Origin of the sequence: Massilia sp. Leaf139 (genome assembly GCF_001424165.1) — a bacterium.
In the GTDB taxonomy this organism is placed as follows: Bacteria; Pseudomonadota; Gammaproteobacteria; order Burkholderiales; family Burkholderiaceae_D; genus Telluria.
The window spans coordinates 1,396,000-1,411,174 of record NZ_LMOJ01000001.1 but is presented as its reverse complement, the minus strand read 5'-3'; the positions used below and the strand labels follow the sequence as shown (position 1 = coordinate 1,411,174).

Genomic DNA, 15,175 nt, shown 5'->3' with positions numbered 1-15,175 from the left:
CCGTGGCCGACACCGACTATCTCGACTGGCCGTTTCTCGACAGCCGCCACCGCGAACTGGCGCGCGCGCTCGACGCCTGGGCCGCGCAGCATATCGCGCAGAAGCATGATCATGATGTCGACGCCGCCTGCCGCGGCCTCGTCAAGCAGCTGGGCGAAGCCGGCTGGCTGAAGCATGCGATCGGCGGCACGGCTTATGGCGGCGCGGGCGAGGCCATCGACACGCGCGCCGTCTGCCTGATCCGCGAAACCCTGGCACGGCACTCCGGCCTGGCCGACTTCGCCTTTGCCATGCAGGGCCTGGGCAGCGGCGCCATCACCCTGTTCGGCAGCGAAGAGAACAAGCGCGACTACCTGACCCGGGTCGGCCGCGGCGACGCGATCGCCGCTTTCGCGCTGTCCGAGCCGGATGCCGGCTCCGACGTCGCGGCCATGGCCTGCGCGGCGACGCTCGATGGCGACGACTATGTGCTCGATGGCGAGAAGACCTGGATCTCGAACGGCGGCATCGCCGACATGTACGTGGTCTTCGCGCGCAGCGGCGAAGCGCCCGGCGCGCGCGGCATTTCCGCCTTCATCGTCGACGCCGGCTTGCCGGGCTTCGAGATCGCCGAGCGCATCGACGTGATCGCGCCGCACCCGTTGGCGCGCCTGCGCTTTTCCGGCTGCCGCGTGCCGGTCTCCAAGCGCCTGGGCGCGGCGGGACAGGGCTTCAAGGTGGCGATGGCGACCCTCGACATCTTCCGCACCTCGGTCGCCGCCGCCGCGCTGGGCTTCGCGCGCCGCGCGCTGGACGAGGCGCTGGCGCGCGCGACCAGCCGCAAGATGTTCGGCAAGACCCTGGCCGACTTCCAGCTGACCCAGGCCAAGCTGGCGCAGATGGCGACCGGCATCGATGCCGCCGCGCTGCTCACCTACCGCGCCGCCTGGCAGCGCGATCAGGGCCGGCGCGTCACGAAAGAGGCCGCGATGGCCAAGCTGACCGCCACTGAGACGGCGCAGCAGGTGATCGACGCCGCGGTGCAGATGTTCGGCGGCCTCGGCGTGGTCAGCGAACAGCCGGTCGAGCGCTTGTACCGCGAGATCCGTTCGCTGCGCATCTACGAGGGCGCGACCGAGGTGCAGCAGCTGATCATCGCGCGTGAATTGCTGGCCGAGGCGGCCCCGCGTGGCTGAAGCGCACACCTTCGCGCGCGAGGTGCTGGTGCGCTTCGGCGACTGCGACCCGGCCGGCATCGTCTTCTATCCGCGCTACTTCGAGATGTTCAACAACCTGGTCGAGGACTGGTGCGCGCAGGGACTGGGCACCAGCTTTCGCGAACTGCACGGCGAGCGCAAGCTCGGCCTGCCGACCGTGAACGTCCAGGCCGACTTCCTCGCCCCCAGCCGGCTCGGCGACCTGCTGCGCGCGGAACTCTCGGTTGTGAAGATCGGCGGCGCCTCGCTCACGGTGGCGATCCGGCTGCTGGGCGAGGATGGCGCCGAGCGCGTGCGTGCGACCCTGGTGCTGGTCACGATGGATCTGGCGCAGGGCAGGGCGACCCGCATCCCAGACGCCATGCGCACATCCATCCTCCAGTTCATGCCCGCGGGCGCAGACTAGTCAACGAAAGGTATCACCATGGACTTCCTCCAACCGAAAGACTGGCCGCGCCCACGCGGCTACGCCAACGGCATCGCCGCCTCCGGCCGCATGGTGTTCGTAAGCGGGATGGTCGGCTGGGACGCGAACGGCGTCTTCCAGACCGACGACTTCGCCGGCCAGGTGCGCCAGGCCCTGGAAAACATCGTCGCGGTATTGGCCGAGGGCGGCGCCAGGCCCGAGCACATCGTGCGCATGACTTGGTACGTGCTCGACAAAAAGGAATACGTTGCCGCCTATCCCGCCATCGGCGCCGCCTACCGCGACCTGATCGGCCGCCACTTCCCGACCATGAGCGCGGTGCAGGTGGCGGGGCTGGTGGAAGATAGGGCGAAGGTGGAGATCGAGGTGACGGCGGTGGTGCCGGAGTGAGCAATCCCCTTTATAGAAAAGGGGCCGGTCGACGTGCGCAAACAGCGGTGCCGACGCCGCTGGCGGCACTGCCGCGACACGCTCAACGCTGGCTGCTGAGTTCCTTCACCATGCGCACGAGCAGATACAGGCGCGGCGCAATGCTCTTGATCTCCGCATACTCGCTCTCGGTGTGGATGCCGCCGCCGACGATACCCAGGCCATCGATGGTAGCCACGCCCTGCGCCGCCGTGTAATTCGCGTCCGCGGCGCCGCCGGAGCGTTCCAGGGTCAGTTTCATTCCCAGCTCGCCATAGATGGCCTGGGCCCGGCCGGCCAGCGCATCGGTGCGCGGATTCACCGGCATCGGCGCCATCCCCTGGACGAGGCTGGTCTTGACTTCGGTGTCCGGGATCAGCTTGTTGGTGGCGATGCGCGCCATCTCTTTTTCGACGCGCTCGAATTCGGCGGATTGGGTGGCGCGCATATCGCCCTGCACCCGCGCGGCGTCCGGGATCACATTCGGGCGTTCTCCGCCCTTGATGACCGTGAAGTTGACCGTGGTGCTTTTGGCGGGATCGCCGAGCTTCGACATCTGCAGCATCTGGTGCGCGGCCTCCATCGCGGCATTGCGGCCCGCCTCCGGCGCCACCCCGGCGTGTGCGCTCTTGCCCTTGACGTCGATGAGCAGGTCGGCCGAGCCCTTGCGCCAGACGACAAGCCCGTCGGCGGCACGCCCCGGCTCCATGCTCAGTACCACGTCGTGCTGGCGGGCCAGCGACTCGATCAGGCCGCGCGAGCCTTTCGAGAAGGTTTCCTCATTGGTGTTGACGAGCAGGGTGATCTTGCCGAAGCTGTTGAACTGCGTCTGCTGCAGGATCCGGATCGCCTGCAGCGCCAGGACGATGCCGCCCTTGTCGTCCATGACACCCGGGCCGTACGCGCGGTCGCCCTCGACGCGGAAGGGGCGGGCCGCGGCCGTGCCCTCGGCAAACACCGTGTCCATGTGGGTCATCAGGAGGATCTTTGCCGAACCGGTGCCAGCAAGGGTGGCGACCACATTCTTTCCGACCGCGGGCGCCAGCGCCGGGGAGAGCGTGACCGTCATGCCGAGTTTGCGCGCTTCGTCGGCGACGATCGCGCCGACGGCGTCGAGCCCGCGTTCGTTCGCCGTGCCGGAATCGATGTTGACCAGCTTTTCCAGAAGGCTCAACACCATCGGGGTCGCTTGCGTCGCCTGCGCATGCACCTGTTGGTCGATGGGTGGGGCAGCCAGTGCGCTTCCTTGAAGGGCGACTGCCAGTGCCAGCGCGCCTGGCGCGACGAGTTTCCCGATCCCGAGTCCGTGCATGCGATGCTCCTGTTGTGGTGCAGCCCAGTATCCAGCTTATCGAATGTTTGTCAATACATTAAGGGTCTGTAGTCCTCCCAGCGTTCGGAGAGAAGGGCAACAAACAAGCGGCGGGTTCGAGTCCCTCGTCCTGTCTGCTACACTGCCTTGTTCGTTTAACCACTCCAGCCTACCCGATTGATCCAGACTCCCGCTCCCGAGTCCTTGCCGCCCGTGCTCGCCGGCCCCATCCTGCGCCGCCTCGAGCCTGGCCGGCTGGTGCTGTGGCTGGCCGGCAGCGCGCCGCTCGACCTGACGCTGGTGCTGGCGCCGCGGGAAGGCGCCGTGCAGCGTCTGCGCCTGGACGAAGGCCGCTGCCGCGTGGTGCGCGTCGGCCGCCACGCCTGCGTGCATCTGATCGATGTCGCGCTGCCCGCGCCGCTGCCGCAGGACACGCTCATCGAGTACGACCTGCTCATCGACCAAGGCGACGGCGGCGAAGCCGGCATCGCGCAGTGGGCGCCGCACCTGCTGCATGCGGGCGCGGCGCGGCCGAACCTGGTGCTGCGCAGCCGCAGCGACAACATCCTGTTCGGCTCCTGCCGCAAGCCGCACCATCCCGCGCGCGACGGCCTGGCGCGCGCGGACGCGCTGGTGGCGGATCATGTCGAGCGATCCGAGGAGCGTCCCGCCATGCTCATGCTGTGCGGCGACCAGGTGTATGCCGACGACGTCGCCGGCCCGATGCTGGCGGCGATCCACGCGCTGATCCGGCGCCTGGGCCTGTACGGCGAAACCCTGGAAGGCGCGCTGGTCGCCGACAGCGACGCGCTGTACCGCCATCCGGCCGGCTACTACCGGCGCGAAGAGCTGCTGCCTGCGACGAAGTCCAACCTCGCTTTGCGCGAGCGCTTCTTCGGCGGCAGCGAAAAGCCGATCTTCACCACCGCGAACGCGCACAACCACCTGGTGACCTTCGCCGAGGTGATGGCCATGTACTTGCTGGCCTGGTCGCCCGTGTCCTGGCAACTGGTGGCCGATGCGCCGCCGCCGGCGCTGGACGCGAAGCATGCGCAGCGCTGGCGGCGCGAATCGGAGGCGCTGGCGGGCTTTCGCCAAGATCTGCCGCGCGCCGCACGGCTGCTGGCGCACGTGCAGACCCTGATGATCTTCGACGACCACGACATCACCGACGACTGGAATTTGTCGTCCCAGTGGGAGAAGACCGCCTACGAGCACCCGTTCTCACGCCGCATCGTCGGCAATGCGCTGGTCGCCTACATGCTGTGCCAGGGCTGGGGCAACCGCCCCGACGTGTTCGCGTCGGCGCTGGACGATCTGGAGAAGCTGGGCGCCACGGCGACGTCCGACGACCGTCTGGATGCGCCGCTGCAGGACGCGCTGATCGAGCGCCTGCACACGTTTCGCCAGTGGCACTTCGTCATACGCACGCAACCGACGATCATCGTGCTCGACACCCGCACGCGGCGCTGGCGCGACCGGCGCCGGCCCGGCCATCCGTCGGGCCTGATGGACTGGGAATCGCTGACCGAGCTGCAGCACGAGCTGCTCGACGAAACCGCCGCCGTCATCGTCTCGCCGGCGCCCATGTTCGGTGTGAAGCTGATCGAGGTGGTGCAGCGGCTCGCCACCTTCGCCGGCCTGGCCCTGACCGTCGACGCCGAGAACTGGATGGCGCACCGCGGCGCGGCCAGCAGCATGCTCAACATCTTCCGCCACTCGCGCACGCCTGGCAATTACGTGATCCTGTCGGGCGACGTGCACTATTCGTTCGCCTACGATATAGAGCTGCGCGACTCGGATCGCATGCCGCATATCTGGCAGGTCACCAGCAGCGGCATCAAGAACGAATTTCCGCCCCGCCTGCTCGCCTGGCTCGACCGCCTCAACCGCTGGCTGTACTCGCCGCGCTCGCCGCTGAACTGGTTCACCCAGCGCCGCGATCTGGCGCTGACGCCGCGCCTGCCCGACCGGCGCCAGGAAGGCGAGCGCGTCTGGAACGGCGCCGGCATCGGCCAGGTGTGGCTGGACGGGCAGGGACGGCCGGTGCGCATCGTGCAGCACAACGCCGATGGCGGGCCGTCGACCCGCTTCCTGGCGCCAGAGGGGGAGGCGTGCATTGCAGCGGCTGCCGGGCAGTCGGTGGCGAAGCAGTAAGGTCGCCGTGGCGGCATGCATGGGCGAGGCAGACGGGTCGCTTGCAGCCAGCCTGTGCCGATTAGCACCTCGCGCCTGTTTTTCAAAGCAATTTATTTTGTTGCACAGACGCGACGAGAAGCGCCCGGCCATACGGGTTAAATTTTCCACCGAGAAATAATCGTTCGGCGCCGGTCGACCGCCGCGGCTCGGTGAGCAAGGGGCAAGTGGTGGCGCGGCTGCAGTCCGGCGTCGAGGCGGCCGCGGTCGCGCTGTCGCGCTCGCGCATCGAGTACGACAAGCGCAAGGTCGAACGCAACGAGACCCTGTTCAAGAAGCAGCTGATCTCCGCCCAGGAGCGCGACGAGATGGTAACCGAGGCGGCGCTGCGCGAGGGCGAGCTGAAGAAAGAGCTGGAACACCTGAACCTGCGCACCATCGTCAGCCCTCTCAACGGCGTCGTGGTCGAACGCGTGCTGGGCCCGGGCGAACTGGTGCGCGCCGACCGCTCGGTGGTGCTCAAGCTGGCGCAGCTCAATCCGCTCAACATCGAGGTCATCGCGCCGGCCGCGCTGTTCGGCAAAGTCCGCGCAGGAATGACCGGTTCGGTCAGCCTCGCGCCGTATTTCCCCGGCACCTATAAAGCCAAGGTCGTCGTCGTGGATAAACTGATCGATCCGGCCAGCGGCACCTTCTGGGTGCGCCTGCAGCTGCCGAACGCGGGCAACAAGATCCCCGCCGGGATCCGCTGCAGCGTGAACTTCCAGCCCTGAGGGGCCGCTGCGCCGCCCCCCGCGGGGGCGGCCTCCCTCCCGTACAATAGCGTCATGATCAGCGCACCAGACACCACCCACGACCACGCCCCCGCCGCCCTCAACCTCGTCGACTGCGGCGTGATCGTGCTCGACGCCGAATACCGCATCGTCTTGTGGAACCGCTGGATGGTGGGCCGCTCGGGCCGCGCCGCGGCGCGGGTGCGCGGGCACTCGCTGTTCGCGGTCTTCCCCGAGCTGGGCGGTTCGCGCGTGGAGGCGGCGGTGCTGGGTGCGCTCGGCGACAGCGCGGGTGCAGCGCGGACGGTATCGCAAGCGCAGGAGCGCACGCCGTTCCCGCTGCGCGCCGCCGGCAGCTTCGACGGCGAGCGCATCGACCAGGCCATCGTCGTCACGCCTTTCAGGGAAGGCAAGGCGGTCTTCTGCATGATCGAGATCCGCGACGTGTCCGGCATCGTCGACCGCGAGCGCCACCTGCTGGAGCACGCGGAAGCGCTGCGCGCGCGCAGCTATGTCGACGGCCTCACCAGCATCCACAACCGGCGCTATTTCGACCTCTCGCTGGAACGCGAGCTGCGCCGGGCGCAGCGCAACGGCGGCGACCTGGCCCTGCTGCTGATGGACATCGATTCCTTCAAGGCCTATAACGACCACTTCGGTCACCAGCAGGGCGACGCCTGCCTGATCACGGTGGCCCAGGCGCTGGCCGCGATGATGAAACGCCCGGCCGACGTGGCGGCACGCTACGGCGGCGAGGAATTCGCGGCGATCCTGCCCGACACCTCGGCGGCGCAGGCCCTGTGCCATGCGAATGCGATCCGCGCCCATGTGGCGGCGCTGGCGCTGCCCCATGCGCCGGCCGCCACCCGGCCGCACGTCACCCTCAGCATCGGCGTGGCGACTTACGAGGCGGGCCGCCTGCTCGATGCCCCATCCCTGATCGAAGCGGCCGACCGCGCGCTGTACGCGGCCAAGCGCGCCGGGCGCGACCGGGTGATGCTGGAATCCGACATCCAGGAGACCTTGCAGGCATGAGCGAGATCTACCACCCCCATCCCGACGAACACGGCCGCAAACTGCGCCTGCTCGCCCCCTCGCAGGAATGCGACCTGGCGCGCCTGACAGATGCGCAGGCCTGCGTCACCTTCATTCCGGGCAGCGCCTGCGGCGACATGTTGAATGGGGTCGTGCTGGCGCAAGCGGCCGAATCGGAGATCGAACACGCGATGTGGCGTGCCGATGCCGAGCCGATCGAGGAGCCGCCTTTTGTCCTCCCGGCCGGCAAGCAGGCCGCGGCCGGCGCCGTGGTGGTGGAACCGGACGGGCGGCTCTGGCTGGTGGCGCCCTCGAACGCTTTCGGCGGCTACACGGCGACCTTCCCGAAAGGAAGGGCGATGGGCGCCTCGCTGCGCGCAACCGCGATCAGGGAAACCTGGGAAGAATCGGGGCTGAGCATCGTCCTGACGGGCTGGCTGGGCGACTTCAGCCGCACCCAGACCCATACCCGCTTTTATCTGGCGCGCCGGGTCGGCGGCCATCCGGCCGGCATGGGATGGGAATCCCAGGCCGTGCACCTGGCGACGCCGGCGCAGGCGCGCCAGCTGCTCAATCGCAGCACGGACCACGCCGTGCTGGACGCCTTTCTATCGCGCGGCTAGCGGAGCCAGCCGCGCGCTGGTTCCTGCTTACGGCACGTACTTCCACGCACCCTTCTCGATCTTGACCATCACCTGCGAGCGCTGATCCAGGCCCTGGTGGTTGGTCGGGCTCATGTTGAAGATGCCGTGCGAGGCCGGCACGTTCTTCAGGCCTTCGAGCGAATCGCGCAGGGCGGCGCGGAATTCCTTGGTGCCCGGTTTGGCCTTCGGCACCGCGGTCTTCGCCGCCTCCGCCAGCAGCAGCGAGGCGTCCCAGGCGTGGCCGCCGAAGGTCGAGACACTGTCCTTGCCGTGCGCCGCCGTGTACTTGGTCACATAGGTCAGGGCGGTTTTCTTGATCGGATTGGACTCGGGAAGCTGGTTCGCGACCAGCATCGGGCCGACCGGCACAAAGGTGCCTTCGCAATCGGCGCCGCAGACGCGCAGGAAGTCGCTGTTGGCCACGCCGTGGGTCTGGTAGATCTTGCCTTTGTAGCCGCGCTCGCGCAGGGCTTTCTGTGGCAGAGCGGCCGGAGTGCCGGAGCCGGCGATCAGGATCGCGTCCGGATTGGCCGCCATCAGCTTCAGGATTTGGCCGGTGACCGAGGTGTCGGTGCGGGCATAGCGCTCGTTCGCCACCAGCTTGATCTTGCGCGCCGGCGCGTATTTCGCGGCCTCGCCATACCAGCCTTCGCCGTAGGCGTCGGCGAAGCCGATGAAGCCCATGGTCTTCACGCCGGCGTTCGACATGTGCTGGGTGATGGCGGCCGCCATCTGGCCGTCGTGCTGGGTGGTCTTGAAGACCCAGCGCCGCTTGGCGTCCATCGGTTCGACGATGCGCGCGGCGCCGGCGATGGTGATCATCGGCGTCTCGGTTTCGGCCGCCACTTCCAGCATGGCCAGCGAGGTCGGCGTGACCGAGGAGCCGATCAGGAGGTCGACCTTGTCTTCGGAAACCAGCTTGCGCGCGTTCTTGACGGCCTGGGTCGCGTCCGAGGCGTCGTCGAGCACGATGTACTGCACTTTCTGTCCCGCGATCTCGTTCGGCAGCAGCGCGAAGGTGTTCTTCTCCGGGATGCCGAGCGATGCGGCCGGGCCCGTGGTCGAAATCGAGACCCCGACCTTGATCTGCGCGTGCGCGCCGCCGGCGGCGAAGGCGGCCCCCAATGCGGCGACGACGAGGACACGCTTGCGGGCGCTGTTGTGGACGGTACTGAGGCGGGAAATGCGGGTCATGCCTGTCTCCTGTTGTATTCAAAAAGTGACCGCGGCGGGGCGGCCCTGGGCACTAGTATAGGCTGACACGAAGGAAAAAATGTCAGTTCCCTAACTGTTTTCGCATATCATTTAACCATGGCGGATGGAAAACAGGCTGCCGCCATGGCGCATTTCGATGCGGTCGAACGAAAGCGTGCTTACAACGACAACCGAAAAGGAGGGCCACGCGGGCAGGGCCGGTGGCGAACGCGATGAGGAGACGCATCGCGCCGCGCGACGCATCGGCATGCTCCAGGCAGCGGTATGGATTTAACGATTTTCGCCATCCTGACCCAGGACGGCATCGCCAGCGGCGCGGTGTACGTGCTGCTGGCACTGGCGCTGGTGCTGGTGTTCTCGATCACCCGGGTGATCTTCATTCCCCTCGGCGAGTTCCTCGCCTTCGGCGCGCTGACGATGGCGGCGCTCCAGGCGGGCAAGTCCCCGCATAGCGCGGCGCTGCTGCTGATTCTCGGCGCGGCCGCCTTCCTGCAGGAGCTGTTCGCCACCCTGCGCACGCCGGCGGGGCAGGTGAACCGCGTACGCGCGGTCGGCATGGCCCTCACCAAATTCATGATCTTCCCGGCCGCGGTGTATCTCGTGGCCCGTAGCGCCGAAGGCGCAAGCTGGCCGATGCTGGCGCAACTGGCCCTGACTTTCGCCATCGTCGCGCCGATGGGCCCGATCATCTACCGCCTGGCCTTCCAGCCGCTGGCCGAGAGCCCGGTGCTGGTGCTGCTGATCGTCTCGGTGGCGGTACACCTGGTGCTGCTCGGGATCGGCCTGGTGCTGTTCGGCGCCGAAGGTTCGCGCACGGCGCCGTTCTCGGATGCCGTGTTCAACGTCGGCACCCTGAGCATTTCCGGCCAGAGCATCGTCGTGATCGCGACCGCGCTGCTCCTGATCGGCGCGCTCTACCTGTATTTCGACCGTACCTTGTCGGGCAAGGCGCTGCGCGCCACGGCGGTGAACCGGCGCGGCGCGCGCCTGGTCGGCATCGGCACCACGCAGGCGGGACGCCTGGCCTTCCTGCTCGCGTCGAGCATCGGCACCCTGTGCGGCGTGCTGATCGCGCCGCTCACCACCATCTATTACGACAGCGGCTTCCTGATGGGCCTGAAGGGTTTCGTGGGCGCCATCATCGGCGGCCTGGCCAGCTATCCGCTGGCCGCGGCCGGCGCGCTGCTGGTCGGCCTGCTGGAGGCCTATTCGTCGTTCTATGCCAGCGCCCTGAAGGAGGTCATCGTCTTTACCCTGATTATTCCGGTGCTCCTGTGGCGCTCCATCGTCCACCCGCAAGTCGAGGAGGGCGACGAATGAAGCACCCGATCTTCAGCCATCCGCTTTCCGCGCTGGCGATTGCCGTCGCCATCTTCGGCCTGCTGCCGCTGCCGGCCTATTGGGTCACGCTGGCCAACTACATCGGCCTGTATGCGATCGTCGCACTGGGCCTGGTGCTGCTGACCGGCGTCGGCGGCCTGACCTCCTTCGGCCAGGCCGCCTTCGTCGGCCTCGGCGCCTACGCCACCGCTTACCTGTCGACCGCGCACGGCATCTCGCCCTGGATCGGCCTGGCCGCCGGCCTGCTGGTGACCGCGGCCTCGGCCCTGTTCATCGGCGCCATCATGCTGCGCCTGTCCGGCCACTACCTGCCGCTGGGGACGATCGCCTGGGGCCTGTCGCTGTACTACCTGTTCGGGAACCTGGAGTTCCTCGGCAAATACGACGGCATCGCCGGCATCCCTCCGCTGACCCTGTTCGGGCTGAACCTGGGGGCCGGTTCGAGCATGTTCTTCCTGATCTGGGTGATCCTGATTGCCGCCATCGCGCTGCTGCGCAACCTGCTCAATTCGCGCTCGGGCCGGGCGATCCGGGCCCTGAAGGGCGGCGGCCTGATGGCCGAGGCGATGGGCGTGAATACGGCGGCGATGAAGATCCGCATCTTCGTGATCGCGGCCCTGCTGGCCTGCGTCTCGGGCTGGCTGTACGCACACCTGCAGCGCGCCGTGAATCCGTCGCCCTTCGGCCTGAACGCGGGCATCGAATACCTGTTCATGGCGGTGATCGGCGGGGCCGGCTACCTGTGGGGCGCGATCCTCGGGGCGGCCGTGCTGACCATCCTGAAAGACCAGCTGCAAAGCTACCTGCCGGGCCTGCTGGGCTCGACCGGCAACTTCGAGATCATCGTCTTCGGCATCCTGATGGTGATCCTGCTGCAGCATGCCCGCAACGGCATCTGGCCCTTCATCGCGCGCTGGCTGCCGCAGCGTCCGGCGGCGGTGGCGCCGGACGCCGCACCCGAACTGCCGCATCGCGCGCGTCCGCCTCTCGGCCAGCCGCTGCTCGTGATCGACAAGGCGAGGAAGCAGTTCGGCGGCCTGGTGGCCGTCAACGACATGGTCTTTACGGTGAACAGCGGCGAGATCGTCGGCCTGATCGGCCCCAACGGCGCCGGCAAATCCACCATGTTCAACCTGGTGACGGGCGTACTGCCGGTAACCAGCGGCGAGATCCGCTTCGCCACGAACGAGGGCCTGCGCCGCATCGATTCGCTGCCTTCGCGCGAGATCGTCAAGCTCGGCATCGGCCGCACCTTCCAGCACGTGCACCTGCTGCCGGAGATGACGGTGCTCGAGAACGTGGCGATCGGCGCCCACCTGCGCGCCGGGCGCGGCGTGATCGCCAGCAGTCTTTCGCTCGACCGCGCCGAGGAGGCGGCGCTGCTGCTGGAGGCGCGGCGCCAGCTGGAACGCGTGGGCCTGGGCGGCATGCTCTACGAGCAGGCCGGCAATTTGGCCCTGGGCCAGCAGCGCATCCTGGAGATCGCACGCGCCCTGTGCGCCGATCCGGCCCTGCTGCTGCTGGACGAACCGGCGGCCGGCTTGCGCTACAAGGAAAAGGAAGCGCTCGCCACGCTGCTGAACAAACTGAAGGGCGAGGGCATGAGCATCTTGCTGGTGGAGCACGACATGGACTTCGTCATGAACCTGACCGATCGCCTGATCGTCATGGAATTCGGCACCAAGATCGCCGAGGGCAATCCGGCCCAGGTGCAGCAGGATCCTGCCGTGCTGGAAGCCTATCTGGGAGGGATCGACTGATGGCCATGCCGATTTTGGAAATCAAGGATCTGCACGTCGCCTACGGCAAGGTCGAGGCCCTGCACGGCTTGAACCTGCGCGTGGGGGCCGGGCAGATCGTCACCGTCATCGGCCCGAATGGCGCCGGCAAGTCGACCATGCTGAACGCGATCGCGGGCGCGCAGGCGGCCAGCGCCTCTGCGCGCGGATCGGTGCTGCTCGACGGCGTCGACGTGCGCAGCTATCCGGTCGAGGAGCGCGTGGCCCAGGGCATGAGCCTGGTGCCCGAGAGCCGCGACCTGTTCACCACCATGAGCGTCGAGGACAACCTGCTGCTGGGCAGCTACACGCGCTACAAGCGGCGCGAAAAGGATTACGCGGCGGGACTGGAGACCGTGTACGAGCTGTTCCCGCGCCTGCGCGAGCGCCGCACGCAGGCGGCCGGCACCATGTCCGGCGGCGAGCGCCAGATGGTGGCCCTGGGGCGCGCCTTGATGGCCAAACCGCGCCTGCTGATGCTGGACGAACCGAGCCTGGGCCTGGCGCCGCTGATCGTCAAGGAGATCTTCCGCGTCATCGTGCGCCTGAAGGAGACCGGCGTCGGCATCCTGCTGGTCGAGCAGAACGCGCGCGCCGCGCTGCAGGCGGCCGACTACGGCTATGTGCTGGAGACCGGCGACGTGGTGATGGAAGGGCCGGCGGCGAAGCTGGCGAACGACCCGAAGGTGATCGACACCTACCTGGGCCTGAACAAGAAATCGGCGTGAGGAAGGGCATGAACGGGATCACCTGCATCGGCGTCGTCGGCACCGGCGTCATCGGCGCCAGCTGGGCGGCCTGTTTTCTCGCGCGCGGCTTCGACGTCTCGGCGACCGACCCGATGCCGGGTGCGGAAGACACGCTGCGCGCGGCGGTACGTGCGCATTGGCCGATTCTCGCGCAGATGGGGCTGGCGGAGGGGGCGTCGCCGGAGCGTCTACGGTTTTCGGCCGACCTGAAGGAAGCCTTGACCGGCGTGCACTTCGTGCAGGAGAGCGGGCCCGAACGCGAAGACCTGAAGCTGGCGCTGTTTCGCGAGATGGACGCGCTGCTGCCGCCCTCGGTCATCCTGGCCTCGAGTTCGTCGGGCCTCCTGATGAGCCGTGTGCAGGAAGCCTGCGCGCATCCCGAACGCGTCGTGCTCGGCCATCCCTTCAATCCCCCGCACATGATCCCGCTGGTCGAAGTGATCGGCGGCGCGCTCACCTCGGTCGAAACCGTCGAACGTACGCTCGCCTTTTATGCGGCGATCGGCAAGCGTCCGATCCACGTGCGCAAGGAAGTGCCGGGCCATATCGCCAACCGCCTGCAGGCGGCGCTGTGGCGCGAAGCGTTCCACCTGGTGCAGGAGGGCGTGGCGACGGTGGCCGATGTGGACACCGCCATCGCCTGCGGGCCGGGGCTGCGCTGGGCGCTGATGGGGCCTTTCCTGAATCTGCACCTGTCGGGTGGGGAAGGCGGCATCCGGCACATGCTCGATCACCTCGGTGGGCCGATCGAAAGCTGGTGGGCGGATCTCGGGACGCCGGCGATCACCGAGGCGCTCAAGGCGCAGCTGGCGGAGGGTGTCGCGGCGGCGCTGGCCGGGCGCGATGGTTCGCAGCTGGCGCCGGCGCGGGATGCCTTGCTGGCGGGGTTGATCGAGGCGAAGGCGGGGACGGACAAGCTGCCGTGAAGGATGTGCAGGCGTTTCGGATTCGATTCGACGTCGCGGGCATTTTAACGTTGCGCACGCGTGGGCACCCTGTGCCCACGCGGTGATACGTGTCAGCTGCAAACCGCGCCGCCGATCTCGCCCGCGCCGTCCCTAATGCGCCACCAGCACCGGCAAGTCGCTGCGCTCCAGCAGCACCCGTGTCACCCCGCCCAGCACAAGTTCCCGATAACGGCTGTGCCCGAACGCCCCGCTGACCACCAGCCCGGCATCGTAGGCACGCGCCATCGCAAGCAGGGCTTCCCCGATGGGCGCCGAACTCTTCTCCAGGACGACGTCGACACGCACGCCATGGCGCGCCAAATATAGCGCCATGTCCGCGCCGGGTTCGTCGCCGTGCAGGCCGCGGTGCAGCCCGGTTTCGCGGTCGGCATTCACCAGCGCCAGGCGCACGCTGCTGGCACGTACCAGCAGCGGCAGCGCGGCGGCAATCGCCCTGGTCGCCTGCAGGCTGCCGTCCCAGCCGACCAGAATCTCCTCGTGCAGCGGACGGCCTTCGTAGGCCGCCGGCACGGCCAGCACCGGCCGCGCGCCATGCAGGGCGACGTACTGCGGCAGGCCGCGCGCCCCGCTGTGCACAAGCCCGCGTGCACCCGTGTCCTGGCTGGTGACGACCAGATCGGCATAGCGCGACTGCAGCAGCAGCGCGTGGCGGTGCTCGTCCTCGGTCAGGCGTTCCTCGAACGATTCCACGCCGAGCTGGCGCGCCCGCTCGCCGAAGTGGCGCAGGCCGGCGCGCGTGCTGGCGCAGAGTTCGTTGAATTCGTCGATCGGCGCCACCGCCATCGAGCCCGTCAGCAGGGCATACGAGGGCCAGGACAGGCCGGTGGCGGCGCTGCCTACCAGATGGGCTTCGAACAGGTTGGCGAGCTGGGCGGCCGCCCGCAGCCGGGCTTCCATGGCATTGCTGTCGTCGACGTGAACCACGATGGTCTTGTACATGCTGCCTCCTGGGAGAAGGGAAGACACGGTGGAAACGATGCGGCCGGGGCGCGGCCGTCAGCATGAGTTTACGCCGGGCGGCGGGCGCTGTCACGCATGCGCAAGCGCTGCCGGGCCGAAGCGCTGCCCGCTGCCGCCCACCACCCCGGCGATCGGCGCGCCGATGCGCCCGAAGCAGCCGCATGACACATAGCGCTGGCGGCGCCGGCGCGAGCGATCCGTCCTATACTCTCCGGATCTCATCACGAATGGAG

At 68.1% G+C, this 15,175-nt stretch carries 15 protein-coding genes; 11 read left to right on the top strand and 4 right to left on the bottom strand.

Features of this window, described 5'->3' with window-relative positions:
* Nucleotides 1-2: 2 nt before the first annotated feature.
* The 3 genes from ASF77_RS06255 to ASF77_RS06245 are packed head-to-tail and all read left to right on the top strand — an operon-like array spanning nucleotide 3 to nucleotide 2,013.
* Nucleotides 3-1,175, top strand: a complete 1,173-nt coding sequence (locus tag ASF77_RS06255; protein WP_056335965.1) for an acyl-CoA dehydrogenase family protein — start codon at nucleotides 3-5, stop codon at nucleotides 1,173-1,175.
* The gene (locus tag ASF77_RS06250; protein WP_056335962.1) at nucleotides 1,168-1,602 is read left to right on the top strand and encodes a thioesterase family protein; all 435 of its coding nucleotides are present in this window, start codon (nucleotides 1,168-1,170) and stop codon (nucleotides 1,600-1,602) included. Before ASF77_RS06255 ends, ASF77_RS06250 begins: the two co-directional genes overlap by 8 nt.
* Before the next feature lie 18 nt (nucleotides 1,603-1,620).
* Nucleotides 1,621-2,013 carry a RidA family protein gene (locus ASF77_RS06245; protein WP_056335959.1) on the top strand — a complete coding sequence of 131 codons (393 nt, stop codon included), beginning with the start codon at nucleotides 1,621-1,623 and terminating at the stop codon, nucleotides 2,011-2,013.
* Between the two features lie 82 nt (nucleotides 2,014-2,095).
* Here ASF77_RS06245 and ASF77_RS06240 read toward each other — a convergent pair whose 3' ends face one another.
* Nucleotides 2,096-3,343, bottom strand: coding sequence for a glutamate carboxypeptidase (locus ASF77_RS06240; protein ID WP_056335956.1), 1,248 nt, complete (start codon nucleotides 3,341-3,343; stop codon nucleotides 2,096-2,098).
* A gap of 213 nt (nucleotides 3,344-3,556) precedes the next feature.
* On the opposite strand from ASF77_RS06240, the gene ASF77_RS06235 reads away from it, so the two are divergent.
* From ASF77_RS06235 to ASF77_RS06220, 4 genes are all read left to right on the top strand, one after another.
* Nucleotides 3,557-5,500: an alkaline phosphatase D family protein gene (locus tag ASF77_RS06235; RefSeq protein WP_156648764.1), complete on the top strand. Its 1,944-nt coding sequence runs from the start codon at nucleotides 3,557-3,559 to the stop codon at nucleotides 5,498-5,500.
* A 191-nt stretch (nucleotides 5,501-5,691) separates the two neighbouring features.
* On the top strand, nucleotides 5,692-6,252 hold the full coding sequence (locus tag ASF77_RS06230) for an efflux RND transporter periplasmic adaptor subunit (protein ID WP_082493584.1): 561 nt from the start codon (nucleotides 5,692-5,694) through the stop codon (nucleotides 6,250-6,252).
* Nucleotides 6,253-6,306: 54 nt separating this feature from the next.
* Nucleotides 6,307-7,287 carry a GGDEF domain-containing protein gene (locus ASF77_RS06225; RefSeq protein WP_056335948.1) on the top strand — a complete coding sequence of 327 codons (981 nt, stop codon included), beginning with the start codon at nucleotides 6,307-6,309 and terminating at the stop codon, nucleotides 7,285-7,287.
* The gene (locus ASF77_RS06220; protein WP_056335945.1) at nucleotides 7,284-7,910 is read left to right on the top strand and encodes an NUDIX hydrolase; all 627 of its coding nucleotides are present in this window, start codon (nucleotides 7,284-7,286) and stop codon (nucleotides 7,908-7,910) included. Before ASF77_RS06225 ends, ASF77_RS06220 begins: the two co-directional genes overlap by 4 nt.
* Nucleotides 7,911-7,937: 27 nt before the next feature.
* Here ASF77_RS06220 and ASF77_RS06215 read toward each other — a convergent pair whose 3' ends face one another.
* Nucleotides 7,938-9,125, bottom strand: a complete 1,188-nt coding sequence (locus tag ASF77_RS06215) for an ABC transporter substrate-binding protein (protein WP_056335941.1) — start codon at nucleotides 9,123-9,125, stop codon at nucleotides 7,938-7,940.
* Between the two features lie 285 nt (nucleotides 9,126-9,410).
* On the opposite strand from ASF77_RS06215, the gene ASF77_RS06210 reads away from it, so the two are divergent.
* Genes ASF77_RS06210 through ASF77_RS06195 form a run of 4 tightly spaced genes read left to right on the top strand, consistent with a single transcriptional unit; the run spans nucleotide 9,411 to nucleotide 13,940 of the window.
* Entirely contained in the window at nucleotides 9,411-10,466 is a 1,056-nt protein-coding gene (locus tag ASF77_RS06210) for a branched-chain amino acid ABC transporter permease (protein ID WP_056335939.1), read from the top strand.
* Nucleotides 10,463-12,247, top strand: a complete 1,785-nt coding sequence (locus tag ASF77_RS06205; protein WP_056335935.1) for an ATP-binding cassette domain-containing protein — start codon at nucleotides 10,463-10,465, stop codon at nucleotides 12,245-12,247. The genes ASF77_RS06210 and ASF77_RS06205 overlap by 4 nt, the downstream gene beginning before the upstream one ends.
* Nucleotides 12,247-12,993 carry an ABC transporter ATP-binding protein gene (locus ASF77_RS06200; RefSeq protein ID WP_056335931.1) on the top strand — a complete coding sequence of 249 codons (747 nt, stop codon included), beginning with the start codon at nucleotides 12,247-12,249 and terminating at the stop codon, nucleotides 12,991-12,993. The genes ASF77_RS06205 and ASF77_RS06200 overlap by 1 nt, the downstream gene beginning before the upstream one ends.
* An 8-nt stretch (nucleotides 12,994-13,001) precedes the next feature.
* Nucleotides 13,002-13,940, top strand: a complete 939-nt coding sequence (locus ASF77_RS06195) for a 3-hydroxyacyl-CoA dehydrogenase NAD-binding domain-containing protein (RefSeq protein ID WP_056335926.1) — start codon at nucleotides 13,002-13,004, stop codon at nucleotides 13,938-13,940.
* 132 nt (nucleotides 13,941-14,072) lie between these two features.
* Here ASF77_RS06195 and ASF77_RS06190 read toward each other — a convergent pair whose 3' ends face one another.
* Nucleotides 14,073-14,921: a universal stress protein gene (locus tag ASF77_RS06190; protein ID WP_056335923.1), complete on the bottom strand. Its 849-nt coding sequence runs from the start codon at nucleotides 14,919-14,921 to the stop codon at nucleotides 14,073-14,075.
* A 90-nt stretch (nucleotides 14,922-15,011) separates the two neighbouring features.
* Nucleotides 15,012-15,164 carry a hypothetical protein gene (locus tag ASF77_RS24495; protein ID WP_162244814.1) on the bottom strand — a complete coding sequence of 51 codons (153 nt, stop codon included), beginning with the start codon at nucleotides 15,162-15,164 and terminating at the stop codon, nucleotides 15,012-15,014.
* Nucleotides 15,165-15,175: the final 11 nt, after the last annotated feature.

Coding starts and splice junctions, on each gene's coding strand:
- ASF77_RS06205 (WP_056335935.1), top strand. CDS start 10,463: ATGAAGCACCCGATCTTCAGCCATCCGCTTTCCGCGCTGGCGATTGCC.
- ASF77_RS06200 (WP_056335931.1), top strand. CDS start 12,247: ATGGCCATGCCGATTTTGGAAATCAAGGATCTGCACGTCGCCTACGGC.
- ASF77_RS24495 (WP_162244814.1), bottom strand. CDS start 15,164: ATGAGATCCGGAGAGTATAGGACGGATCGCTCGCGCCGGCGCCGCCAG.
- ASF77_RS06215 (WP_056335941.1), bottom strand. CDS start 9,125: ATGACCCGCATTTCCCGCCTCAGTACCGTCCACAACAGCGCCCGCAAG.
- ASF77_RS06195 (WP_056335926.1), top strand. CDS start 13,002: ATGAACGGGATCACCTGCATCGGCGTCGTCGGCACCGGCGTCATCGGC.
- ASF77_RS06220 (WP_056335945.1), top strand. CDS start 7,284: ATGAGCGAGATCTACCACCCCCATCCCGACGAACACGGCCGCAAACTG.
- ASF77_RS06190 (WP_056335923.1), bottom strand. CDS start 14,921: ATGTACAAGACCATCGTGGTTCACGTCGACGACAGCAATGCCATGGAA.
- ASF77_RS06225 (WP_056335948.1), top strand. CDS start 6,307: ATGATCAGCGCACCAGACACCACCCACGACCACGCCCCCGCCGCCCTC.
- ASF77_RS06210 (WP_056335939.1), top strand. CDS start 9,411: ATGGATTTAACGATTTTCGCCATCCTGACCCAGGACGGCATCGCCAGC.
- ASF77_RS06245 (WP_056335959.1), top strand. CDS start 1,621: ATGGACTTCCTCCAACCGAAAGACTGGCCGCGCCCACGCGGCTACGCC.
- ASF77_RS06240 (WP_056335956.1), bottom strand. CDS start 3,343: ATGCACGGACTCGGGATCGGGAAACTCGTCGCGCCAGGCGCGCTGGCA.